Below are 22,096 nucleotides of genomic sequence, written 5' to 3'. Positions count from 1 at the left end.
CACTGATCCCGGCGCGACACCCGACCCAGGAGGCCTTCCGGTATGGCTGTCTACACCCTTCCCGAGCTGTCGTACGACTACGGCGCACTCGAGCCCCACATCTCCGGCCGCATCATGGAGCTGCACCACTCCAAGCACCACCAGGCCTACGTGACCGGCGCCAACACCGCGCTCGACAAGCTCGCCGAGGCCCGCGACTCGGGCGACCTCGCCGCGGTCAACCTCCACGAGAAGAACCTCGCGTTCAACCTCGGCGGCCACGTCAACCACTCCGCCTTCTGGACCAACCTCTCCCCCGAGGGCGGTGGCGAGCCCACCGGCGACATCGCCGCAGCCATCGCCGAGGACTTCGGCTCGTTCGAGAAGTTCAAGAAGCACTTCGCCGCCGTCGCCGCAGGCGTCCAGGGCTCGGGCTGGGCCATCCTCGCCTGGGACACCCTCGGCAAGAAGCTCATCATCGTCCAGCTCTACGACCAGCAGGGCAACATCGCCCTGGGCCTGGTCCCGATCGTCCTGCTCGACGTCTGGGAGCACGCCTACTACCTCGACTACCAGAACGTGCGCGCCGACTACGTCACCGCCTGGTGGAACCTCGTCAACTGGGCCGACGCCGACGCACGCCTCGCACGCGCCCGCACCCAGGGCGAAGGCCTCATCATCCCCGCCTGACCCCCCGCGTCGCCCCACGGGCCGCACAGCCCCCTTCTCGGGGTGTCTGTGCGGCCCGTTCGTGCTGTGCGTGACGCACGACGCGTGACGCGTGACGCGTGACGCGTGACGCGAACCGCAGGGTCTCGCCGCGTCACATGCCTCCCCGGACGTCGACGCGCGAGCTCGTCGGTCTGCGTCAGCCACGCACACGCCGACCGCATCGGTGCGTCCTTCCCCGCCGGACAGCGCCACGGCCGCGGCCACGCACCCTTCCAGCACCACCGGGAGGCGCGGACAGTCCCGTACCGGGAGGATGGGCGCGGAGCGGCGAGAGGACGACTGGCCATGGCTGTGGTCGCGGGAACTGACGTCTGGGCCACCGGGGTCCTCGTCGCGTCGCGAGGGCGCCACGGCCTGCTCCTGGAGCACGCGACGCGTGGTCTCGACCAGGTGCCGCCCACTCTGGATGCGCCGTGGGTGGTGGCGCTCACGGGGTCCCGGCCCGCCCGCGACGCGCTCGGTACCGTCGTGGAGGTCGTCGGGGTCTGGACCGGCGACGAGATCCTGGTCGCTCACGTGACCGTCCTCGACCGTCACAGGGACCGCACGACCCAGGACGAGGCCGGAGCGGTCGGCGAGCCCGCCGATCCAGCTGGGACGCCTGCGACGGCGCCTGCTGCGGCTGCGCCTGCTGGGGCGGCTTCGATGGCGGCGCCGCCGCCGGCACGGTCGATGATCGGGCGTCCGCCACCGCAGCTCACCGCAGGCACCAGGGACATCCTGGGTGCCCTCGACACGCTCGGTCTCGTCGTTGCCCTCCAGACGGGTCCTGGCACCGAGACCTGCGCCGAGGAGGAGAGCGCGAGCGGTGTCACCGTCCGCGTCACGGTCGCCGACGTCGACGCGGCCGTCCGGATCGTCCGACATGCAGGCGTGCACGGACGTGGGACCCAGGACCGGATCGTGCTCGTCCCGAGCCGGTGGTCCGCGGTCGAGGTCGCGGCCGCACGGTGCCTGCACGAACAGGTGCCGGAGGGCCTGCTCGTCGCCTTCGGGGAGTCGGTGACGGAGGACGACCAGCTCGAGGTCCTCCTCACGGTCACGTACGTGACGCCCGCGCTCGAGGCCCTGGTCGCACGGCTGCCTGGCGGGATCGTCGACGTCACCGCCCTCGTCCAGGAGCGGTCCTCGGCTGCGCACCGGGTCTGAGGTCAGTGGACGAGCGGGTGGCGGTCTCCGCCCTTCGCTGCCCGAGACCACGCACTCCCCCGCGCCCCGCACTCCCCGCACGCCATCTCCCAGTGCCCCCGCACCCCATCGTCTCGTGCCCCCGTGCCCCGAGAACACGAACGGGCCCCGCCTCCCAGGAGGGAGACGGGGCCCGTCGTGTCGTGCGGTCGATCAGTGCGCGTGCTGTCCGCGAGAGAACTCGAAGACCCAGCCCACGAGGGCGACGGCGCCGAGGACGACGCCGACACCGAGGATCCACCAGCCGAGCGCGAGGCCCAGGAAGGCGATCGCGGCGGAGGCCGCGATGGCCAGCGGCCACCAGCTCCAGGGCGCGTACACGCCCTGGTCGCCGGCGCCCTGCTCGATGAGGCCGTCCGGGTCGTCCTCGGGGCGGGAGTCGATGCGCTTGGCCGTGAGGGCCAGGTAGCCACCGATCATCGCTGCGAGCCCGAAGGTCAGGAACAGCGATGCGGAGCCGACCGGCTCCCAGTGGCTCCAGAACCCGTAGACGAGCGCCATCAGGAGGAAGAACGGTGCGAGGAAGAGGTGGAGCCTCGATTCGACCTTCACTTGCCGTCCTCCTTCTGGCCGTCGCGCGGCTCGTCGATGATCATCGTCGAGGACTTGGCGCTGGGGTGCTCCGTGCCCTCGACCCGGTCCGCGGCGACCTGCTGCTCACCGCGGCGGTCTGCATCGCCGTAGATCTGCTGCAGGACGTTCGGGTTGGGCTCAGCGTGGTCCATGGCCGCGACCTCGGGGTGGTGCAGGTCGAACGCGGGGCGCTCGGAGCGGATCCGGGGCAGCGACGTGAAGTTGTGTCGCGGCGGCGGGCAGGACGTGGCCCACTCGAGCGAGGCACCGTAGCCCCAGGGGTCGTCCACGGTGACCTTGGGCGCGTTGCGCCACGTCGTGTAGACGTTCCAGAGGAACGGCAGGGTCGAGGCGGCGAGGATGAACGCACCGACCGTCGAGACCTGGTTCATCCACGTGAACCCCTCCTCCGGCATGTAGTCCGCGTAGCGACGCGGCATGCCGGCCACGCCCAGCCAGTGCTGGACGAGGAAGGTCGCGTGGAAGCCGATGAAGAGCAGCCAGAAGTGGATCTTGCCGAGCTTCTCGTTGAGCATGCGGCCGGTGAACTTGGGCCACCAGAAGTAGAAGCCGGCGAACATCGCGAACACGACGGTGCCGAAGACCACGTAGTGGAAGTGCGCCACGACGAAGTAGGAGTCGGAGAGGCTGAAGTCCAGCGCAGGGCTCGAGAGGATGACGCCCGTGAGACCACCGAAGAGGAAGGTCACGAGGAAGCCGATCGACCAGAGCATGGGCGTCTCGAACGTGAGCTTGCCGCGCCACATCGTGCCGATCCAGTTGAAGAACTTCACACCGGTCGGTACCGCGATGAGCATCGTCATGAACGCGAAGAACGGGAGCAGGACAGCGCCGGTCACGTACATGTGGTGCGCCCACACCGTCACGGACAGCGCGGCGATCGCGATCGTCGCGTAGACGAGGCCCTTGTAACCGAAGATCGGCTTGCGGCTGAAGACCGGCAGGATCTCGGAGACGATGCCGAAGAACGGCAGGGCGATGATGTAGACCTCGGGGTGCCCGAAGAACCAGAAGAGGTGCTGCCAGAGGATGGCGCCACCGTTCTCCGGGTTGAAGATCTGCGCGCCAAGGCGACGGTCGGCACCGAGCGCGAACAGCGCGGCGGCCAGCGGGGGGAACGCCATCAGGACCAGGAGGCTCGTGACGAGCGTGTTCCAGGTGAAGATCGGCATGCGGAACATCGTCATGCCCGGGGCACGCATCGTGATGATCGTCGTGATGAAGTTGACCGCACCCAGGATGGTCCCGAAGCCCGCGAGGGCGAGCCCGAAGACCCAGAGATCCCCACCTGCCCCTGGACTGAAGGTCGTGTTGGACAGCGGCGCGTACGCGAACCATCCGAACGACGCCGCGCCCTGCGGGGTGAAGAACCCGGCCGAGGCGATGAGCCCGCCGAAGAGGTAGAGCCAGTACGCGAACATGTTCAGTCGCGGGAAGGCGACGTCAGGGGCGCCGATCTGCAGCGGCATGATGACGTTCGCGAAGCCCGCGAAGAGCGGCGTCGCGAACAGCAGCAGCATGATCGTGCCGTGCATCGTGAAGAGCTGGTTGTACTGCTCCTTGCTCTGCACGATCTGGATGCCGGGCTCGAAGAGCTCGGCCCGTATCACGAGGGCCATGAGGCCACCGATGCAGAAGAAGATGAACGACGTGATCAGGTACATGTACCCGATGGTCTTGTGGTCGGTCGAGGTGACCCACTTGATGACGGTTCGTCCGAGCGTCTGGCGCTTCGGGGCGAGACCGGGAACGACTTCGGCCTGCGCGACCATCAGTTCTCACCTTCCGTGACGACGGGGGGGTTCGGGTCCTGGAGGCGGTTCAGGTCGAGACCGAGCTCGCCGATCTGGCCCTTGTCCTCGAGCTTCTGCATCTGTGCGTCGTACTCCGCACGGGAGACCACGGCGACGTTGAAGAGCATGCCGGAGTGGTGCTCACCGCAGAGCTCGGCACACTTGCCGGCGTAGACGCCCTCACGCGTGGGGGTGACCTGCCACTCGTTGGTGCGCTCCGGGATCATGTCCATCTTGAAGAGGAACGCGGGGATCCAGAACGAGTGGATGACGTCGCGGGAGTCCAGCTTGAACCGGACGACCTCGTTGACGGGCAGGTACAGCGTGGGCAGCGACGTCGCGGTGCCGGGGGCACCCTCGATCTCGTCCTCGGACCGGAGGTCGCCGACGTTGGCCTCGTGCTGGCCCGACTCGTAGACGTCGTCCGTGAGGTAGTTGAAGTCCCAGCTCCACTGCTTGCCGATGACCTGGATCTCGACGTCGGGCTCTCCGGAGAGGTCCTTGATCGCCGTCATGTCACGGTCGGTGTAGTAGAAGAGCACGAGCACCATGACGATCGGCACTGCCGTGTACATGATCTCGAGGGGCAGGTGGTAGCGCGTCTGCACGGGCAGGACGTGGTCGTCCTTGCGCTTGCGGTAGGCGGCCACGCACCACAGGATCAGTCCCCACGTGATGACACCGACGATGAGTGCTGCGAGCCAGGACCCGTTCCACAGCGACGTGATGCGGGCGGTCTGGTCGGTCACCTCACCGTCGGAATATCCGGGGAGAAATCCGCGCTGAACGGTCTCACTGGCACAACCGGACGCCACCGCTGCGACTGCGACGGCGGAAGCCGTCGCTCGCAGGATGGTTCGCCGTGTGCGGCTAGGGGATTGCGAGTGCAAGGGGGGCCTTTCACTTCAACGTTCGACAGGGGGGCTCGATCTTCTCCACGAGTTCCCCGCAGAACCTTCGTCCTCGACCCACAGAGCCTAGCGCGCAAATGCCCTCTCTCGCGCCGTCAACTCGGCTTCCGAGCGTGACGAATCCGCCAACTTCCCGCAAGATCCCGGGGTTCGGCACACCCTCGGCGCATCTGTCAGATCGTCGCTTCCCGTGCCGCCCGCGCTACGGTGCACGGTGTGGGTCGCGTCCACGGCACATTCGGCGCGTCTGCAATGAAAGTTCGCCGATCGGCGGTCCGGGGCCCCTCCCCCGGCCGCCTCGCACGCCTCCTGGAGCTCATGTGACCGACACCACGACGCCCCCGCGTCGGGTCTACCTCGACAACGGCGGTCGGGCGACCCTGCACCCCCTCGCACGCACGGCCCTCGCCCAGTCGATCGACGACGGGTGGGCCGATCCCCGCCGGCTGTACGCCGAGGCGCGCCGCGCCGCCGTGCTCCTCGACGGCGCCCGGGAGGCGATCGCCGCGGCGCTCGGCACCCGGACCGAGGAGGTCCACCTCGCGCCCTCGCACGTCGCAGCCCTGCACGCCGCGGTGGGTGCGGTCTCGCTCGGGCGGCGGCGCACGGGGCCGGGGATCGTCGTCCCGGCGGTCGAGCGCGCGGCCGTCCTGCACGCCGCCGAGCTCGCGGTCGCGACCGCGGGCAGCCCTGGCGCCCTCGTGACGATCCCGGTCGACCTGCTCGGCCGCGTCGACGAGGCGGCCATGACGGCCGCGATCGGCGCAGACGGCGTCGCACTGGCCGCGCTCCAGGCAGCGAACGGCGAGGTGGGCACGGTCCAGCCCGTCGACGCGGTCCACGCGGCCGCGCGCCGCGCGGGGGTGCCGCTCCTCGTGGACGCGGGCGCCGTCGTCGGGCACGGGGAGGTTCCGGGGGGCTGGGACCTGCTGGCCGCCGACCCCGCCGACTGGGGCGGCCCCGCCGGGGTGGGCGTGCTCGCGGTCCGCAACCGGGTGCGCTGGCGCCGCAACTGGCCCGAGGACGCCGAGCCGTGGTTCCCCGGCGGCGTCAGCGTCCCGGCTGCATTCGCGGCCGCCGTCTCGCTCCAGTCCGTCGTGGCGGACCGCGTGGCCCAGGACGCACGGCGTCGGGCGATCGTCGACAAGGTGCGCACCGTCGTCGGGCAGATCCCCGACGTCGAGGTCGTGGGCGACCCCGACGACCGGCTCCCCCACGTCGTGACGTTCTCGTTCCTGTTCGTCGACGGCGAGGCCCTGGTGACGGAGCTCGACCGGGCGGGGTTCGCGGTCGGGTCGGGCTCGGCCTGCACGTCGAGCACGCTCGAACCCAGCCACGTCCTGGCCGCCATGGGTGTCCTGACGCACGGCAACGTCCGCATCGCCCTCGACCGGTCGACCACGGAGCACGACGTCGACCGCTTCCTCGCGGTCCTGCCCGGGGCCGTCGCCCGCGTGCGCGCCTCGCTCGGGGTGAGCGGGCTGTGAGCGACACGCCCGCCCTCGTCGACGCGCGCGGCCTGCGCTGCCCGCTGCCCGTCATCCGGCTCGCGGCCGCGGCGCGCGACCGTGCGCCGGGTGATGTCCTGACCGTCTGGTCGACCGACCCGGCGGCCCGTCACGACGTGCCGGCCTGGGCGCGCATGCGCGGCCACACGGTCGTGGAGAGCACCGTCGTGGAGAGCACGGTCGTGGAGGGTGCCGAGGGGCAGGACGCGGACGCCACGGACTCCGGCAGGAGCACGCCCGACGGCGGCACGACCTGGGCGATCACCGTCCGCCTGGGTGGGTGACCACCCAGGCACCGCCCCCACGGACACGAACGGCCCGGCCACCGTGAGGTGACCGGGCCGTCGAGGTCCTTCGGCGTCGCGCAGCCGGGCTGCCGACGCTCGCGGATCAGCCGAACGAACCGCCGCACGCGCAGGCGCTGCCCGCGTTGGGGTTGTCGATCGTGAAGCCCTGCTTCTCGATCGTGTCGGCGAAGTCGATCGTGGCGCCGTCCAGGTAGGGGACGCTCATCTTGTCGACGACGACCTCGACACCGTCGTAGTCCTTGAGGGCGTCGCCGTCCAGGACACGCTCGTCGAAGTAGAGCTGGTAGATCAGGCCCGAGCAGCCACCGGGCTGGACGGCGACGCGCAGACGCAGGTCGTCGCGGCCCTCCTGCTCGAGGAGGCTGCGGATCTTGCCGGCCGCGAAGTCCGTCAGCAGGACGCCGTGGGTGGCGGTCTCGGTGGTCTCGCTCATCGTGTTCTCCGCACAGTCTTCGGTGGGCTCTCGCCCCGTGGTGTGCCGTCGGTCTGCGGCTCCCGCTCCCGGGCAGGCCGATCGGTCCTCAGGCTTGTCGCATACCCGTCAACACGACGGGAGATGGTTCTGTTCCCGAGTGTACGACGCCTGAGCTCACGTGCCGCTGCCTCCCCAGGTACGGGCCACCCGAGCGACCCTCGCGCGCGCCGCCCCCGCGTCCGCGCCGAGCTCGTAGGCGCCGCTGATGCCCGCGGCCGCCTGCTCGCGCCGCCCGGCGAGGATCTCGCGCGCCAGCACGACGACAGGGACCCCGAGCGCGCCGGCCCGGCGCGCGACCTCGGGCAGGGCGCCGTCGTGCGTCGTCGACGCGTCGAGCCGGTCGACGACCACGACCGCGACGTCGGCGCCCTCGACCCGTGCGCCCAGCCCGACGACGTCCGCGACCAGCGACGTCCCGGGCAGCAGGCGACCGCCGGCGGCGGCGATCCCGAACCCCAGTCCCCCGCCCGCGCCCGCGCCGGGCAGCCCGGTCAGCGCCCGGTCGGCGGCCGCGCGCGCCGCGACCCCGACGGCGGGGCGTGCGCCGGGGGCGAGCGACGCCGTCGGGCCCGAGAGCCCGGACAGCAGGTCGCGGCGGGCCGTCCCGTCGAGGGCTCGCGTGACCTCGTGCGCGAAGTGGCCGTGCGCCCGCTCGAGCTCCTGGGCGAGCGTCGCCAGCGCGGGCCGCGCGGCCGCGAGCGCCCCACTCGCCCCGTGCAGGCCCAGCAGCGGCAGGTCGGACTCGACCGCCCCGACGAGCTCGACCGTCGCCAGCGCGTCCCGGGCATTCAGGGCGACCAGGGCGTGCTCACGCGTGATCGCGCCGAGCGCGCCCCCGCCGCGGGTCAGCGGCCCGTCGTCGGTCCCCGCGAGAGCCGCGAGCATCCCGGCCCCGGCGTCGTGCGCACCGCCGTCCCCGGTCGCCACGACCACGCGCGACGCACGCCGGGCCGCCAGGGCGACCACCTGCCCGACGCCGTAGCTCGTCGCCGCGCCCAGCCCGCCGTCCGCGAGGCTTCCGGAGGTCGCCGCAAGACGGAGGAACGCGGCCTCGACGTAGGCCGTGCGTGCCCCGGTCGCCGACGGGGGGCCGAGGCGGAACGTCACGGGCACGTCCTCACCGGCCACCCCGCGCGCGATGACGGCCACGTGCTCGGGGGCGTGGCTCGCGAGCGCACGCAGGAAGCCGGCCGCACCAGGGTTGAGGACGCACGGGTCCACGTCGGCGCGCACCGTGGCCGTCCAGGTCTGCGCGACCAGGGCGCACGCGTCCTCGGCGGACAGGGGCCCGTCCGACAGGGCGAGCGGTTCCGCGGCGGCGAGGAGGAGGCGCATGCCGCGATTGTGCCAGGTCGGCGACACGCCTCACCCCGGCGCCGTGGGCCCACCGGACGGCCCGGCGCCGCGGCAAGCGCGCGGGCGTGGGGGCCGCGCGCGCAGGGCGTGGACCGAGCGCACGGCACCCCCGCAGGTCGCTGCGGGGCTGCTCGACCGGCCGACCGTTGTGCGACGATGGTCCCGTGAGCACCCTGTTGGACAGCGCCTTCGCGGAACCTGCCCCCTCCCCCCTCCTGCTCCTCGGACAGGGCCGGGACCTGGCCTCCGAGCGAGGAGTCGAGTGCACCGGCGAGCTGCCGGCGGCCAGCGACCCCGACCTCGTCGAACGTGCCCGTGCGGCCCGCGCCGCGCTCGGCTCGCGAGCCTTCGTCCTGGGCCATCACTACCAGCGCGACGAGGTCATCGACTTCGCCGACGTCACGGGCGACTCGTTCAAGCTCGCACGCGAGGCCGCGGCGCGCCCCGAGGCCGAGTTCATCCTGTTCTGCGGCGTGCACTTCATGGCCGAGAGCGCGGACATCCTCACCACGGACGCCCAGCAGGTCGTCCTGCCGGACCTCGCCGCGGGCTGCTCGATGGCCGACATGGCGGCGATCAACCAGGTCGAGGACGCGTGGGAGGTCCTCCAGGACGCCGGGGTCGCCGACGTGACGATCCCCGTGACCTACATGAACTCGAGCGCCGCGATCAAGGCGTTCACTGGCCGCCACGGCGGGACCATCTGCACGTCCTCGAACGCGGAGGTCGCGCTGCGGTGGGCGTTCGATCAGGTGGGGGGCGTCGACGGCACGGGCAAGGTGCTGTTCATGCCCGACCAGCACCTGGGACGCAACACCGCGCTCCGGGGCCTCGGCATGTCCCCCGCGGACTGCGTGGTCTTCGATCCGCGCAAGCCCAACGGCGGCCTGACCGACGCCGAGCTGCGCGACGCGCGCATGATCCTGTGGCGCGGGCACTGCTCGGTGCACGGGCGCTTCTCCGAGCGGAACGTGACCGACATCCGCGCCGCGGTGCCGGGCGTCAACGTGCTCGTGCACCCCGAGTGCAAGAACGAGGTCGTGGAGGCCGCGGACTACGTCGGCTCGACCGAGTACATCATCAAGATGCTCGACGCGGCCGAGCCCGGCTCGTCGTGGGCGATCGGCACCGAGCTCAACCTGGTGCGGCGCGTCGCCCGCGCGCACCCGGACAAGCAGGTGCACTACCTCGACTCGACCGTCTGCTTCTGCTCGACCATGAACCGCATCGACCTGCCGCACCTCGTGTGGGCCATGGAGTCCCTCGTCGCCGGGCGCACGGTCAACCGCATCGTGGTCGACGCCGACGACGCCCACTGGGCGCGCGTCGCGCTCGACCAGATGCTCGCCCTGCCGGGGCTGTAGGACCACCCGTCGGGTCTGCCACCGTGCGGTGGCGGGCCCGACGGTCGCACCATCGCATCGACCCTCGGGGGTGACGGATGACGACCGGGAACGGTCTGAGCGTCGGGATCTTCGTGTTCGACGGCGCTGAGGAGCTCAACGTCGCGGGACCCTACGAGGTGCTCACGACGTGGCGCGAGCGCTCGGCCCTCAAGCCGCGGGTCTCGACGTTCTCGTGGGACGGGCGCGGCGTGCGGCTCGCGCAGGGCCTGCACATGGTCCCCGACGGGTCGGCCGAGGACGTCGACCCGCTCCAGGTGCTCGTGCACCCCGGCGGTCCCGGCGTCCAGCGGCTGGTCGGGGACCGGGCGCACCTTGCCTGGTTGCACACGATGCGCGCCCGGACCCCGCTGCTGACGAGCGTGTGCACGGGCTCGCTCGCGTACGCGGCGGCCGGGCTGCTGGCCGGGCGTCCCGCGACGACCCACTGGGACCACGTGGACGAGCTCGCCCGCCTCGACCCAAGCATCCTCGTCGACACCGAGACCCGGTTCGTCGACGACGGCGACGTGGTCACCTCGGCCGGGGTGTCGGCCGGGATCGACATGGCGCTCCACCTCGTCGAACGGCTCGAGAACGCCGAGGTGGCCGAGGAGGTCCGGCGCGCCCTGCAGTACGAGGGCTGAGGTCTCCCCCGCTCGGCGGCTCAGGCGCTCGTGCGCTCCTCGTAGCGGCCCGAGCGGTGCGCCCACCGGTCGAAGAAGACCGTGAGGAACGGGGGCAGCGTCGCAGCCAGCGCGAAGAAGACCGTCAGCAGCGACCAGCGCTGGCGAACGGCCACGACGAGCGCGAGCGCGACGTACGCGACGACCAGGCCACCGTGGACGGGGCCGAAGATCTTGACGCCGAGCTCGGAGATCTCGGCGATCCACTTGACGTACATCCCCACGAGCAGCCCGGCCCAGGAGAAGGCCTCGGCGATGGCGACCACGCGGAACGCGCGGACGGTCCAGTGGTGCGAGGTCGAGGGCTTCGTCGAGGACGTCGCCGGGGCGTCGGGGGCGGTGCCGACGTCGGGCGTGGAGGCTTCGGGGACAGGGGCGGCGGTTCGGGAAGTCACGGGGGTCATCCTCACACGGCTCCCTGGACGGGCCCGAACCCACCGGCGGGTCCCGCGGCGGGGCTCGGCGTGGGCACGTCCGACGGGTCACCGGGGTACGGCGACGGCGCGCGCAGTGGCGGCGCGCGCTGCGTGGCCCGGGCGGGCGCCCGCTGCGCGGCCCGCGATACCTGATACCGACCGTGCTCGGTAGTAGCCTGCGACGGTGACCCGACAGATCCAGCTCACGATCGCCAGCACCCTGCCCCGCAAGGCCGTCCCCGGTCGCGGGGTCCTCGACCCCTCCGTGACCCGCATGCGCGTGCGCCCCGGCGACCTCGACTTCTACCTGCACGTGAACAACGGCGTGTACCTGCAGATGATGGACGTGGCCCGCAGCAACTTCCTCGCCGACCTCGGCGCCTTCGGGCTCCTGCGCGACAAGGGCTGGTACCCCGTCGTGGCGTCGTCGACCGTGAAGTACCGCCGCTCGCTCCAGCTCTGGGACCGCTTCGAGATCACGACGCGCGTCCTCGGCTGGGACGACCGTGTCGTCTACCTCGAGCAGGTCTTCACGCGCGGCGGCGACCTGTGCGCGCGTGGCCTGATCGCGGGCCGGTTCCTCTCGAAGGCCGGCGACCGCATCCCGGGGCCCGACGTCGTCGGCCTCCTGGGCACCTCGACCGTGAGCCCCGAGCTGCCGGCCGACGTGCGCGACTGGGCCCAGGCCGTGGACGTCGCGGCACGCTGAGCCCGCGCCGCCCTACGCTGCGGACCATGACGGACGAGGTGCTCGAGCACGCCCTGCTGCACGTGGTTCCTGGTCGGGAGGCCGCCTTCGAGGAGGCCTTCGCGCACGCGCGGACGATCATCTCCGCGATGCCCGGCTTCGGCGGGCTCTCGGTGTCGCGGTGCGTCGAGCGCCCCTCGACGTACCTGCTGCTCGTGCGCTGGGACAGCCTCGAGGCGCACACCGAAGGCTTCCGCGGCTCGCCCGACTACCTCCGGTGGAAGGCGCTGCTGCACCACTTCTACGACCCGTTCCCGGTCGTCGAGCACTACCGCGAGGTGTCCGTCATCCCTGGGTCGACAACCACGCCCTGACGTCCTCGAGCTGGACGAGGACCGTCGTCAGGTCCTGCGTGAGGTGCTGCCCCCGGGCCGAGGCCACGCACCGGTCCACCTCGTCGACCATGCGCCGGGCGGTCGCGGCGTCGTCGAGCCGGACGGCCAGCTCGGCACGGAAGGCCTGGGCCTCGACCCGGTCGCGAGCGGAGGCCCCCAGATCCCCGGCCTCGGCGTCTCGGCGCAGCGCGCCGTCGAGGATCTTCACGGCCTGCCCGACGTCGCCGCGCGAGTCCGCCTGGACCACCGCGTTGGCCACGGCCAGCAGCAGGCGCGACTCCCCCGGTGGGCCGTCGGCGGGGCCGGCGTCCTCGCCCGGCCCCGAGGGCTCCCCAGGCGTCCGGGTCGCCGACGAGCCGGAACCCGTCCCCGTCGCTGCCTGCTCGGGCCGCCGCACGACCCGCAACCAGTTCCCCGCGGGGTCCACGAGGCTGAAGCCGCTGAGCCCACCCGCGTTCGCCCGACGACGGGGCCGCGTGATGCGCGGGAACCCGCTCAGCGGCAGCCTCCCGTACATCTCGCGCAGCCCCGCGGCCCACGCCTCGTACAGGGGCTCGGTGTCGTCGACCACGACCAGGCACGAGCCGTACGAGTCCTCGGGACGGAAACCGTCCATCGCGAAGTAGTGCAGGTCGATGCCGCCGCGACGCAGCGCGAGGTACGGGTTGGGCCGGGACTGCCGGTAGGTCACCTCGAACCCGAGGGCCACGGAGAAGTCGTGGATCTCGTCGATCGACGCGCAGGGCAGGAGGGGGACCATCGTCTCGTTCGCCATGTCCCCATCCCACCACCCGGCGCGCGCGACGACCACGGGCAACGTCGGTTCCACCAGCCGTCAGGCCGCAACCACTCGCCCCTCGTCAGGCCGCAACCGCTCGCCCCTCGTCAGGCCGCAACCGCCTGAGCGATCCGGACCAGGTTGCCCGACGGGTCCCGGAACGCGCAGTCGCGCGGACCCCAGTCCTGGTCCATGGGCTCCTGCAGGACCTCGGCACCCGACGCCCGGACGGTCTCGAAGAGCGCGTCGACGTCGTCGGTCGCGAACACGAGGATCGGCAGGACACCCTTGATCATGAGCTCCTGGAGCGCGTCGCCGTCGGCCTGCGAGCGACCCGCGTGCGGCGCCGAGAGCACGATGCCCAGCCCGGGCTGGGCGTCCGACCCGAGCGTGACCCAGCGGAACCCCTCGGAGCCCACGTCGTTGTGCACCTTGAGCCCGAGCGCGTCGCTGTAGAAAGCGATCGACTCGTCGACGTCGTTGACGGTGATGTTGCAGAACTTCAGTGAGATGGTCATGACCGCGACTCTAGGACGGGCCTCGTGCGCCCGCTTCTCCGATCCTGCTCGATGCGGGCGGTCCCCTTCGGGGGCTGCGCCGTGCTCAGTGCGCGGTGGTCCTGGTGGCGGCGGCGCCGCGTGCCGGCCGCGTCAGGACCTGGGCCACGCACGGCGGCATGGCCTTGACCGCGGCGTGCTCGCGGCTGCGGTACGCCGAGGGCGTCTCGCCCACGATCTCGGTGAACTTCGAGCTGAACGAGCCGAGCGACGTACACCCGACCGCCATGCACGCGTCCGTGACGCTCGCACCGCCCCGCAGCAGGGCCATGGCCCGCTCGATCCGGCGCGTCATGAGGTAGCAGTACGGCGTCTCGCCGTACGTCGCCCGGAACCGGCGCGAGAAGTGCGCGGGAGACATGAGGGCCTTGCGCGCCATGGTCGGGACGTCGAGCGGTGACGTGTACTCCCGGTCCATGAGGTCCCGGGCGCGGCGCAGCAGCACGAGCTCCTCGATCTCCTGCGGGGTCATGCTCCGAACGTAGCACCGGGGTCACCGGCTGCCGAGAACGAGCGTGCGGTCGCCATCGAGCCGATGGCGACCGCAGGCCCGTTCTCGGCGACGACTCAACCGCGCGCGAGCCGCGTCAGCAGGAGCGCCTCGGCCAGCACGACCTTCTCGAGCTCGCCGAGGTGCACCGACTCGTTGGCACCGTGCGCGCGCGAGTCGGGGTCCTCGACACCCGTCACGAGGATGGCTGCGTCGGGGAAGACGTCGAGCAGGTCCGCGATGAACGGGATCGAGCCGCCGATGCCGATGTCCACCGGCGCCGTGCCCCACGACGTCTCGAACGCCCAGCGCGCGGCCTGCATCGCGGACGAGTCGGTCGGCGCCTGGAACGGCTTGCCCGTCTCGCCGTCGTGCACCGTGACCTGCGCGCCGAACGGCGCGTTCGACTCGAGGTGCGCGCGCAGCGCCGCGAGCGCGGCCGCCGGGTCCTGGCCGGGCGCGATGCGCAGCGAGAGCTTGGCCGTCGCGCGCGGGGTCAGCGTGTTGGACGCGTGCGCGACGCTGGGTGCGTCGATCCCGATGACCGACAGCGCCGGCTTGGTCCACAGGCGGCCCGTCAGCGTCCCCTCGCCCGCGAGGCGGACACCGTCGAGCACCGAGGAGTCCGCGCGGAAGTCCGCCTCCTCGTAGTCGACGGTCGGGTCCGGTGCGGAGACCAGGCCCTCGACCGCGACGTTGCCCTGCTCGTCGTGGAGGGTGGCGATCAGGCGCGAGAGCAGCGTGAGCGCGTCGAGCACCGGACCGCCGAACATACCCGAGTGCACCGCGTGGCCCAGCACCGCGACCTCGACGTCGCAGTCGACCAGGCCGCGCAGGCTCGTGGTGAGGCCTGGGACGCCGACCTTCCAGTTGGCGGAGTCCGCGACCACGATCACGTCGGCCGCGAGGAGGTCCTTGTGCTGGTTCAGGAACGGCAGGAAGCTCGGCGACCCGACCTCCTCCTCGCCCTCGACGAAGACCGTCACGCCGATCGGCAGGTCGCCCAGCGCGGACAGCGCCCGCAGCGCGCCCACGTGCGCCACGATCCCGGCCTTGTCGTCGGCCGCACCACGACCGAACAGCCGACCGTCGACCTCGGTCGGGACGAACGGGTCCGTGTCCCACGCGGCTGCGTCCCCCGGGGGCTGCACGTCGTGGTGCGCGTAGAGCAGGACCGTCGGGGCGCCCTCCGGGGCCGGGCGGCGCGCGACGACCGCGGGCGCACCGAGCGGACCCGCGACGCCCGTGGCGTGCAGGATCTGCACCTCGGGCATCCCCGCTCCGCGCAGGAGCTCGGCCACGGCCTCGGCGCTCGCCGCGACGTGCGCCTGGTCGAACGCGGAGTTGGACACCGACGGGATGCGCACGAGCGCCTCGAGGTCCTCGCGCAGGGCGGGGAAGAGCTCGGCGACCCGGGCGCGCAGGTGAGCGACGTCGTCGGGCTCGGAAAGGGTGCTGGTTCCAGGTGTGCTGTTCACCCGGGCAACGCTACCCGCCGGTACGCCTCCGCTCCTGCCCACGACCCGTGCCGAGGCAGCCCCCGTCCTCGACTACGCTGGACCTGTGTTCTCACGCAACAAGTCCTCCGCGCCCTCGTCGAACGACGCCCCCGACCCGGTTGCCGCCGCAGCCGAGATCGAGAAGGCCGGCAAGGGCAGGCCGACGCCCAAGCGCAAGGTCGCCGAGGCCGCCAACAAGCGGCCGCTCGTGCCCTCGGACCGCAAGTCCGCGTCCAAGACCGCGCGCCAGCAGCAGCGTGAGGCACGCGACCGCCAGTTCCAGGCCATGCAGACGGGCGACGAGCGCTACATGCCCGCCCGCGACAAGGGCCCGGTCAAGCGCTACGTGCGCGACTACGTGGACGCCCGCTGGAACCTCGGTGAGTTCTTCCTGCCCGTCGCCCTGGTCTTCATCGTCCTGACGTTCGTGTTCTCCCAGAACCTGAACATGGCGACGATCATCATCTTCGTGCTCTACGGGATCGTGCTCATCACGATCATCGACGCGTTCATCATGTGGCGCTCGCTCAAGAAGCGCCTGGTCGCGAAGTTCGGTCCGGACTCCCCCAAGGGCAACGCGATGTATGCCGTGATGCGCGCGTTCCAGCTGCGCCGCGCACGCCTGCCCAAGCCCATGCACAAGAAGCACGGCTCCTTCCCCGCGTAGCCGCTCGCGTCCGGTCCGCCGGACGGCCCCAGTTCCCCGAGGTGCCCCGGGCAACCTAGTGTTGTCCCCATGCCCAACTACCGCTTCCTCGGCAACTCCGGCCTCAAGATCTCCGAGATCACCTACGGCAACTGGCTCACCCACGGCTCGCAGGTCGAGAACGACGTCGCCACCCAGTGCGTCCACGCCGCCCTCGACGCCGGCATCACCACGTTCGACACCGCGGACGTCTACGCGAACACCAAGGCCGAGCAGGTCCTCGGCGACGCCCTCAAGGGGCAGCGCCGCGAGTCCCTCGAGATCTTCACGAAGGTCTACTGGCCCACGGGCCCCGGCGGGGCCAACGACTCGGGCCTGTCGCGCAAGCACGTCATGGAGTCGATCGACGGCTCGCTGAAGCGCCTCGGCACCGACTACGTCGACCTCTACCAGGCGCACCGGTTCGACCAGTCGACCCCGCTCGAGGAGACGATGCAGGCGTTCGCCGACATCGTCCGCCAGGGCAAGGCGCTCTACATCGGCGTGAGCGAGTGGACCGCGGACCAGATCCGCGCGGGCCACGCCCTCTCGAAGGAGCTCGGCTTCCAGCTCATCTCCTCCCAGCCCCAGTACTCGATGCTGTGGCGCGTCATCGAGGACGAGGTCGTCCCGACCTCGCGCGAGCTGGGCCTGTCCCAGATCGTCTGGTCCCCCGTCGCGCAGGGCGTCCTGAGCGGCAAGTACCTGCCCGGCCAGCCCGCCCCCGCCGGGTCGCGCGCCACCGACGCCAACGGCTCGCGCTTCATCCAGCAGTTCATGACCGAGGACGTGCTCACGCGCGTCCAGCAGCTGAAGGCCGTCGCCGACGAGCTGGGCCTGACCCAGGCGCAGCTCGCGGTCGCGTGGGTCCTGCAGAACGACAACGTCGCGGCCGCCCTCATCGGCGCCTCGCGCCCCGAGCAGGTCGCCGAGAACGTCAAGGCGTCCGGCGTGGTCATCCCCGCCGAGCTCCTGGCGAAGATCGACGAGATCCTCGGCGACGTCGTCGAGCGCGACGCCGGCAAGACCGCGGCGGGAGCCCCCGGGCCGCGCTGACCCGGCGTCACCGGGGACTCGTCCCCCCTGACCGGCCGACCCGCTGACCGGTCGCCGACGACCCCGGGTGCTCACCGAGCACCCGGGGTCGTCGGCGTCACGCCTTCTCGTGGCCCCCGCGCGCCGCCGGCCCGACCGGACGTCCCTCCGGTGGCCGGTTCGCGCTACATCCTGTCCCCACAGCACCCCATGCCCCGGCCTACCGTGGCCGGATGGCTTCTCCTTGCTTCCCGGCCCGCGTCGTCACGGCGACGCGCCTCACGCCGCACATGGTCCGTGTCCACCTCGAGGTCGTCGGCGACTGGACGTGGACGACCGACGGACAGGGCGACGAACGCATCGACCTCGCGTTCCCGTTCCCCGGTGAGACCGTCGCCGAGATCGAGTTCTTCAACCAGGACGACTACGGCGTCGTGCCCGTCGAGGGCACCGAGCCGCCGTGGCGCCACTACACGGCCCGCCGGGTGCACGACGAGGGTCGCACGATCGTGGTCGACCTCGCCGTGCACCCGGGCGGCCTCGCGTCCGACTGGGCCGAGCGCGCCGAACCGGGCCACGTCCTGGGAGTGTTCGCGGGCGGCGAGTCGCGCAGCTACTACGACGCCCCGGCCGACGCCGAGTGGCGCCTGCTCGTCGCCGACCCGACCGGACTGCCCGGGCTCGGGCGCATCGTCGAGGAGCTCCCACCGGGCGGCGTCGCGCACGCGGTCGTGGAGGTGCCGACGCTCGAGGACCGTCAGGAGCTCGAGACCCGCGGCGACGTGACGTACACCTGGCTCGTGACCCCGGAGGGCGCACGCCCGGGCGCGGCGCTCGTCGAGGCCGTGCGCGCCCTGCCCGTCCTGGAGACCCCGGGCTACGCGTGGGTCGCGTGCGAGAGCGCCGCGAGCCGTGACATCCGCCGCACGCTCCGGTCCGCGTGGGGCATGGCCCGCGACCGGCACCAGGTCGTCGGGTACTGGACCGCCGGGAAGGTCAACGTCCGCGCGGACCGCGACGCCGAGGACGCCCACGACCACGACCATCATGCGGAGCCGGCGCACCAGCACTAGTCCGCAAGGCGCGTCCGGCTGTCACCCGCCGGTCGTCCGCCGGTCACCCGCCGGTACGGGCGCCCGCACGGCGCCCGCCCCTGGCCGCCCGACGGCGGAGCGCACCCGGGCATCCGGGCGCGCTCCGCCGTCGGGCCTCGAGCCGGGTCCCGCCGAGTGCGCGTCCCGGGCTGTTCGGAGGGGGCACGGACGAGCCCGAGCTCCCGCTCGGCGACGGACGCGACCGTCCGAGCGGGCACCGCTCTATGCCGCGTTCGGCTCGGGCTCGCCCGGTACCTCTCCCCGGCCACCCGCGCCGGGAGCACCACCCGCGTCAGAGGAACCCTCGCCCGGGGCGACGTGCCCCGGGAGGTGCGCGGCGCCGTCGGGCGACGTGGAGAACGGTACGACCGCCGGCCGCAGGTGCGGCGCGAGCCACCGCGCGGCCACCTGGACGACGGGCCCCACGCCCAGCGCGTACAGGACCGTCGCCCACCCGAGCGTCCCGCCGAGCGCGAAGCCGATCGCGACCACGAGAACCTCGATCGCGGTCTTGACCCGCCGCACGGGCCAGCCGGTGCGGGCGACCAGTCCGGTCATGAGGCCGTCACGCGGGCCCGGGCCCAGGCGCGCCCCGAGGTAGGCCGCGGTCGCGACGCCGTTGAGGGCCACACCCGCGACCGCGAGCGCCACTCGTCCTGCCGTGGAGGGGTCGGGGTCGACACGCTCGAGCAGCAGCAGGAACGGGTCGAGGGTCGCGCCGATCACGACGATGTTGGCGATCGTGCCGATCCCGGGGCGCTGGCGCAGCGGGATCCACAGCAGCATGACGACGACGCTCGACGCGACGACGACGACGCCGAGCGCGAGGCCGGAGCGCAGGGCAACGCCCTGGTGGAAGACGTCCCACGGCATGGCGCCCATTCCTGAGTGGATGAGCATGGCCATGGTCAGGGAGAAGCCGAACAGTCCGAGCGTGAGCTGGACCGTCCGGCGCAGGGGGCTGAAGTTCGTCGACACTCCCCTACTGTGCACCCGCAGTGGACTGGTGATCCATAGCCAATTCGGGAAGAGTGGCCTCATGGCCACCTCGCTCGCCACCTCGCTCGACACCGCTCCCGCCGTCGCCCCACCCCATCCACCCGTCCACCGTCGCCTGACCGCCCCCGCGCTCGCCGCCCTCGTCGCGGGGTGGCAGACCGACGGTCCCGCCTACGTCGCGCTCGCCGACGCCGTCCGCGGCGCGGTCCTGTCCGGCACGGTCGCCCCGCACACGCGGCTGCCGAGCGAGCGGGACCTGGCCGGGGCGCTCGGCGTCTCCCGGACGACCACGGCGGCAGCGTACGCGGCGCTGCGCGAGCGGGGCTTCGTCACGAGCCGCACGGGGGTCGGGACCGTCGCGGTCCTGCCCCGACCCACGCGCCGCGCCCAGCCACGGTGGTGCGGCGGCGACGCGCCCGTGCCGGTGGGCGTCGAGCCGCCCGAGGACCTCGTCGACCTGGGGCAGGCCGCCCCCGCTGCCCCGCCCCAGCTCCACGCGGCCTACGGTCGCGCGCTCGAGGCCCTCCCCGGCTACCTGTCGGGCCGCGGCTACGAGCCGCTCGGGCTCGAACCCTTGCGCGAGGCCGTCGCGCAGCGGCTCACCGAGCGCGGCACCCCCACGACGCCGGACCAGGTCCTCGTGACCACGGGCGCGCAGCACGCGATCTCGACGCTCGCGCAGTCCTACCTCGGGCCGCGCGACCGGGTCGTGGTCCAGTCCCCCACGTACGCGCACGGCATCGAGACGATGGTCGCACGCGGGGCACGCGTCGTCGGGTTCCCCGTGGGGGCGGGCCTGCCGGGCGACGGGCCGGGCTTCGACGTCGCGCTCTTCGAGTCGACGGTCCGCGCCGCGACCCCACGCCTCGTCTACCTGATCCCCGACTTCCACAACCCCACGGGGTACAGCCTCACGCCCGACGAGCGCGCAGCGGTCCGGCGGGTCGCGCTGCGGCACCGGGTCACGGTCATCGGTGACGAGACGCTCACCGACATCGCGCTCGACGGTCCCGCGCCCGAGCCGCTCGCGGGCGACGGGTCCGCGACGAGCCACGTGCTCACCGTCGGGTCGGCCTCCAAGTCGTTCTGGGGCGGGCTGCGCGTGGGCTGGGTCCGCGCGCATCCCGACGTCGTCGCGCACCTCGCGCGCGTCCGCGGCGCGAGCGACATCGCGACGTCGGTCCTCGAGCAGCTCGCCGTGGTCGAGCTGTTCTCCCGGCGCGAGGAGGTCCTCGCCGGACGGCTGCCCCTCCTGCGCTCGCAGCGCGACCTGCTGCGGTCGGCGATCACGGCCGCGATCCCGTCGTGGCACGTGACGGCGCCCGCCGGCGGGCTCTCGCTGTGGGTCGACCTGGGGCGCCCGCTCGCGCACGCGCTCGCCGCGGCCGCCGCGGTGCGGGGCCTGGTCGTCAACCCGGGCCCGTCCCTCACGCCCGACGGCGCCGCGACCTCCCGCATCCGGCTCACCTTCGCGCCCGACGCCGAGGCGATCGGCCGGGCCGTGCCCCGGCTCGTCGCTGCGTGGGAGCACGTGGCGGGCTAGCGGCCCCTCGGTCGCTCCTCGGTCGCTCCTCGGTGCCGAGCATGCGGTTGACGTCGCGATTCGGCGAATTCTCGACGACAACCGCATGCTCGGTGGCGCGCCCGCCCGGGACGCGGATGGCTGGCCAGAAGCCTGCTGTCAGCGCGGCTCGCCTGCCCGGTGCCCCACGAACCGACCGTCCACGAGCACCGGCACCACGTCCGAGGCGTCGACCTCCGCCGCGATCTCGACGTCCGCCCCGAACCCCTGGTCGACGAGCTCGCGCCCGCTCACGCAGCGCCGGAGCCGGTCCCGCAGAGCAGCGGGTCCGGGACGACCGTCGTGTCCGACGCACGCCGACCGGTACGCCGCCGCCGCGACCTCCGCCTCGGGTGCCAGGTCGTCGTCGTGCCCTGCGATCGCGGCGACGACCGCGCCACCTCCCCAGAGGTCCTCGACCGCCGGGCGCAGGGATCCGTCCGGCCACCGTTCGCCCCCCGCGACCACCGCGACGACGTGCCCCGGGTCCTCGTCGAGGAAGCTCGTGACGTGCGCGCCGACGGCAGCCGCGTTGCGCAGGCAGGCCGCGACCACCGGCACACCGTCCTCGGCGAGCGAGAGCGAGATCGTCGACCCGTTGGGCGAGGGCAGGACGACCCGAGCGAGCCCGGGGGCGTGGCGCAGCGAGGCCGGGGACAGACTCACGTCACGCTCGGACCGGGCCCGTGCGAGCGTCGCCCCGTGCCGCGCCGCATGGTCGGCGGCACGCTCGTCACGCCACGGGAAGGGGAAGACCTCGACGCCTCGGTCGACGGCGACGCTCACGGAGGTCGTGAACGACAGCACGTCGACCACGACGACCAGGAACCCTCCGCGCTGCGGCGGAGCCGTCCCGCGCAGGGCTCGCGCCCCCGTCAGCCCCCAGTCGAACCGGATGCGCGCGCCGCCCTGACCGAACACCGTGTCGTCCACGGTCCGCGAGTCTAGGCGGCTCAGGCCGCCGTCGGCTCCGGTCGGCTCCCCCTC

At 72.6% G+C, this 22,096-nt stretch carries 24 protein-coding genes; 12 read left to right on the top strand and 12 right to left on the bottom strand.

Features of this window, described 5'->3' with window-relative positions; translation table 11 throughout:
- Positions 1-42 precede the first annotated feature (42 nt).
- Positions 43-669: a superoxide dismutase gene (locus JOD49_RS00225; RefSeq protein WP_205305465.1), complete on the top strand. Its 627-nt coding sequence runs from the start codon at positions 43-45 to the stop codon at positions 667-669.
- A 327-nt stretch (positions 670-996) separates the two neighbouring features.
- On the top strand, positions 997-1,860 hold the full coding sequence (locus tag JOD49_RS00220; RefSeq protein WP_205305464.1) for a hypothetical protein: 864 nt from the start codon (positions 997-999) through the stop codon (positions 1,858-1,860).
- A 192-nt stretch (positions 1,861-2,052) separates the two neighbouring features.
- Here JOD49_RS00220 and JOD49_RS00215 read toward each other — a convergent pair whose 3' ends face one another.
- The 3 genes from JOD49_RS00215 to ctaC are packed head-to-tail and all read right to left on the bottom strand — an operon-like array spanning position 2,053 to position 5,176.
- On the bottom strand, positions 2,053-2,451 hold the full coding sequence (locus tag JOD49_RS00215; RefSeq protein ID WP_205305463.1) for a cytochrome c oxidase subunit 4: 399 nt from the start codon (positions 2,449-2,451) through the stop codon (positions 2,053-2,055).
- Positions 2,448-4,265, bottom strand: a complete 1,818-nt coding sequence (ctaD, locus tag JOD49_RS00210; RefSeq protein WP_205305462.1) for an aa3-type cytochrome oxidase subunit I — start codon at positions 4,263-4,265, stop codon at positions 2,448-2,450. The genes JOD49_RS00215 and ctaD overlap by 4 nt, the downstream gene beginning before the upstream one ends.
- The gene (gene ctaC / locus JOD49_RS00205; protein ID WP_205305461.1) at positions 4,265-5,176 is read right to left on the bottom strand and encodes an aa3-type cytochrome oxidase subunit II; all 912 of its coding nucleotides are present in this window, start codon (positions 5,174-5,176) and stop codon (positions 4,265-4,267) included. Before ctaC ends, ctaD begins: the two co-directional genes overlap by 1 nt.
- Positions 5,177-5,517: 341 nt before the next feature.
- On the opposite strand from ctaC, the gene JOD49_RS00200 reads away from it, so the two are divergent.
- Positions 5,518-6,684 (top strand): cysteine desulfurase family protein, encoded by a 1,167-nt coding sequence (locus tag JOD49_RS00200; RefSeq protein WP_307822278.1) that lies wholly within the window; start codon positions 5,518-5,520, stop codon positions 6,682-6,684.
- On the top strand, positions 6,681-6,989 hold the full coding sequence (locus JOD49_RS00195; RefSeq protein ID WP_205305459.1) for a sulfurtransferase TusA family protein: 309 nt from the start codon (positions 6,681-6,683) through the stop codon (positions 6,987-6,989). The genes JOD49_RS00200 and JOD49_RS00195 overlap by 4 nt, the downstream gene beginning before the upstream one ends.
- Positions 6,990-7,095: 106 nt before the next feature.
- On the opposite strand, the gene JOD49_RS00190 is transcribed toward JOD49_RS00195, so the two are convergent.
- Together JOD49_RS00190 and JOD49_RS00185 are read right to left on the bottom strand one after the other, a co-directional pair.
- Complete coding sequence (locus JOD49_RS00190; protein ID WP_030153043.1) at positions 7,096-7,446, bottom strand: HesB/IscA family protein; 351 nt, start codon at positions 7,444-7,446, stop codon at positions 7,096-7,098.
- 156 nt (positions 7,447-7,602) lie between these two features.
- Positions 7,603-8,823, bottom strand: coding sequence for a glycerate kinase (locus JOD49_RS00185; RefSeq protein WP_205305458.1), 1,221 nt, complete (start codon positions 8,821-8,823; stop codon positions 7,603-7,605).
- Between the two features lie 185 nt (positions 8,824-9,008).
- Here JOD49_RS00185 and nadA point away from each other — a divergent pair, with 185 nt between their 5' ends.
- Complete coding sequence (gene nadA / locus JOD49_RS00180) at positions 9,009-10,208, top strand: quinolinate synthase NadA (protein WP_205305457.1); 1,200 nt, start codon at positions 9,009-9,011, stop codon at positions 10,206-10,208.
- 77 nt (positions 10,209-10,285) lie between these two features.
- Positions 10,286-10,873, top strand: coding sequence for a DJ-1/PfpI family protein (locus JOD49_RS00175; RefSeq protein WP_205305456.1), 588 nt, complete (start codon positions 10,286-10,288; stop codon positions 10,871-10,873).
- A 20-nt stretch (positions 10,874-10,893) separates the two neighbouring features.
- On the opposite strand, the gene JOD49_RS20440 is transcribed toward JOD49_RS00175, so the two are convergent.
- On the bottom strand, positions 10,894-11,307 hold the full coding sequence (locus tag JOD49_RS20440) for a DUF3817 domain-containing protein (RefSeq protein WP_307822277.1): 414 nt from the start codon (positions 11,305-11,307) through the stop codon (positions 10,894-10,896).
- 205 nt (positions 11,308-11,512) lie between these two features.
- On the opposite strand from JOD49_RS20440, the gene JOD49_RS00165 reads away from it, so the two are divergent.
- Together JOD49_RS00165 and JOD49_RS00160 are read left to right on the top strand one after the other, a co-directional pair.
- Complete coding sequence (locus JOD49_RS00165; protein WP_205305454.1) at positions 11,513-12,037, top strand: acyl-CoA thioesterase; 525 nt, start codon at positions 11,513-11,515, stop codon at positions 12,035-12,037.
- A 26-nt stretch (positions 12,038-12,063) separates the two neighbouring features.
- A complete protein-coding gene (locus JOD49_RS00160; RefSeq protein WP_205305453.1) occupies positions 12,064-12,390 on the top strand; it encodes an antibiotic biosynthesis monooxygenase family protein in 327 nt (108 codons plus the stop codon).
- Here JOD49_RS00160 and JOD49_RS00155 read toward each other — a convergent pair.
- From JOD49_RS00155 to JOD49_RS00140, 4 genes are all read right to left on the bottom strand, one after another.
- Positions 12,362-13,186: a DUF8817 family protein gene (locus JOD49_RS00155; protein ID WP_205305452.1), complete on the bottom strand. Its 825-nt coding sequence runs from the start codon at positions 13,184-13,186 to the stop codon at positions 12,362-12,364. The genes JOD49_RS00160 and JOD49_RS00155 overlap by 29 nt on opposite strands.
- 110 nt (positions 13,187-13,296) lie before the next feature.
- Positions 13,297-13,707, bottom strand: coding sequence for a VOC family protein (locus JOD49_RS00150; RefSeq protein WP_205305451.1), 411 nt, complete (start codon positions 13,705-13,707; stop codon positions 13,297-13,299).
- Between the two features lie 85 nt (positions 13,708-13,792).
- Positions 13,793-14,218, bottom strand: a complete 426-nt coding sequence (locus JOD49_RS00145) for a helix-turn-helix transcriptional regulator (RefSeq protein WP_205305450.1) — start codon at positions 14,216-14,218, stop codon at positions 13,793-13,795.
- A gap of 95 nt (positions 14,219-14,313) precedes the next feature.
- Positions 14,314-15,714 (bottom strand): dipeptidase, encoded by a 1,401-nt coding sequence (locus tag JOD49_RS00140; RefSeq protein ID WP_205305449.1) that lies wholly within the window; start codon positions 15,712-15,714, stop codon positions 14,314-14,316.
- Positions 15,715-15,799: 85 nt separating this feature from the next.
- Here JOD49_RS00140 and JOD49_RS00135 point away from each other — a divergent pair, with 85 nt between their 5' ends.
- From JOD49_RS00135 to JOD49_RS00125, 3 genes are all read left to right on the top strand, one after another.
- Positions 15,800-16,402: a DUF3043 domain-containing protein gene (locus JOD49_RS00135; protein ID WP_205305448.1), complete on the top strand. Its 603-nt coding sequence runs from the start codon at positions 15,800-15,802 to the stop codon at positions 16,400-16,402.
- Positions 16,403-16,471: 69 nt separating this feature from the next.
- Positions 16,472-17,476: an aldo/keto reductase family protein gene (locus tag JOD49_RS00130; protein ID WP_205305447.1), complete on the top strand. Its 1,005-nt coding sequence runs from the start codon at positions 16,472-16,474 to the stop codon at positions 17,474-17,476.
- 212 nt (positions 17,477-17,688) lie between these two features.
- Complete coding sequence (locus JOD49_RS00125; RefSeq protein WP_205305446.1) at positions 17,689-18,528, top strand: siderophore-interacting protein; 840 nt, start codon at positions 17,689-17,691, stop codon at positions 18,526-18,528.
- 243 nt (positions 18,529-18,771) lie between these two features.
- Here the strand turns inward: JOD49_RS00125 and yczE are convergent, their stop codons facing one another.
- Positions 18,772-19,527: a membrane protein YczE gene (yczE, locus tag JOD49_RS00120; RefSeq protein ID WP_205305445.1), complete on the bottom strand. Its 756-nt coding sequence runs from the start codon at positions 19,525-19,527 to the stop codon at positions 18,772-18,774.
- 61 nt (positions 19,528-19,588) lie between these two features.
- On the opposite strand from yczE, the gene yczR reads away from it, so the two are divergent.
- Positions 19,589-21,091, top strand: coding sequence for a MocR-like transcription factor YczR (yczR, locus tag JOD49_RS00115; RefSeq protein ID WP_205305444.1), 1,503 nt, complete (start codon positions 19,589-19,591; stop codon positions 21,089-21,091).
- Positions 21,092-21,229: 138 nt separating this feature from the next.
- Here the strand turns inward: yczR and JOD49_RS00110 are convergent, their stop codons facing one another.
- Positions 21,230-22,042: a 2-phosphosulfolactate phosphatase gene (locus JOD49_RS00110; RefSeq protein WP_307822276.1), complete on the bottom strand. Its 813-nt coding sequence runs from the start codon at positions 22,040-22,042 to the stop codon at positions 21,230-21,232.
- Positions 22,043-22,096: the final 54 nt, after the last annotated feature.

Origin of the sequence: Oerskovia jenensis, from assembly GCF_016907235.1 — a bacterium.
Taxonomy (GTDB): domain Bacteria; phylum Actinomycetota; class Actinomycetes; order Actinomycetales; family Cellulomonadaceae; genus Oerskovia; species Oerskovia jenensis.
Note: the sequence above shows the minus strand (reverse complement) of the source record. Positions and strands in the feature narration are given on the sequence as shown.

Excerpts from the sequence above, each read along its gene's own strand:
- JOD49_RS00225 (WP_205305465.1), top strand. The coding sequence starts at position 43 with ATGGCTGTCTACACCCTTCCCGAGCTGTCGTACGACTACGGCGCACTC.
- JOD49_RS00160 (WP_205305453.1), top strand. The coding sequence starts at position 12,064 with ATGACGGACGAGGTGCTCGAGCACGCCCTGCTGCACGTGGTTCCTGGT.
- JOD49_RS00190 (WP_030153043.1), bottom strand. The coding sequence starts at position 7,446 with ATGAGCGAGACCACCGAGACCGCCACCCACGGCGTCCTGCTGACGGAC.
- JOD49_RS00145 (WP_205305450.1), bottom strand. The coding sequence starts at position 14,218 with ATGACCCCGCAGGAGATCGAGGAGCTCGTGCTGCTGCGCCGCGCCCGG.
- JOD49_RS00130 (WP_205305447.1), top strand. The coding sequence starts at position 16,472 with ATGCCCAACTACCGCTTCCTCGGCAACTCCGGCCTCAAGATCTCCGAG.
- JOD49_RS00185 (WP_205305458.1), bottom strand. The coding sequence starts at position 8,823 with ATGCGCCTCCTCCTCGCCGCCGCGGAACCGCTCGCCCTGTCGGACGGG.
- ctaD (WP_205305462.1), bottom strand. The coding sequence starts at position 4,265 with ATGGTCGCGCAGGCCGAAGTCGTTCCCGGTCTCGCCCCGAAGCGCCAG.
- yczR (WP_205305444.1), top strand. The coding sequence starts at position 19,589 with ATGGCCACCTCGCTCGCCACCTCGCTCGACACCGCTCCCGCCGTCGCC.
- JOD49_RS00125 (WP_205305446.1), top strand. The coding sequence starts at position 17,689 with ATGGCTTCTCCTTGCTTCCCGGCCCGCGTCGTCACGGCGACGCGCCTC.
- JOD49_RS00155 (WP_205305452.1), bottom strand. The coding sequence starts at position 13,186 with ATGGCGAACGAGACGATGGTCCCCCTCCTGCCCTGCGCGTCGATCGAC.
- JOD49_RS00175 (WP_205305456.1), top strand. The coding sequence starts at position 10,286 with ATGACGACCGGGAACGGTCTGAGCGTCGGGATCTTCGTGTTCGACGGC.
- JOD49_RS00150 (WP_205305451.1), bottom strand. The coding sequence starts at position 13,707 with ATGACCATCTCACTGAAGTTCTGCAACATCACCGTCAACGACGTCGAC.
- JOD49_RS00220 (WP_205305464.1), top strand. The coding sequence starts at position 997 with ATGGCTGTGGTCGCGGGAACTGACGTCTGGGCCACCGGGGTCCTCGTC.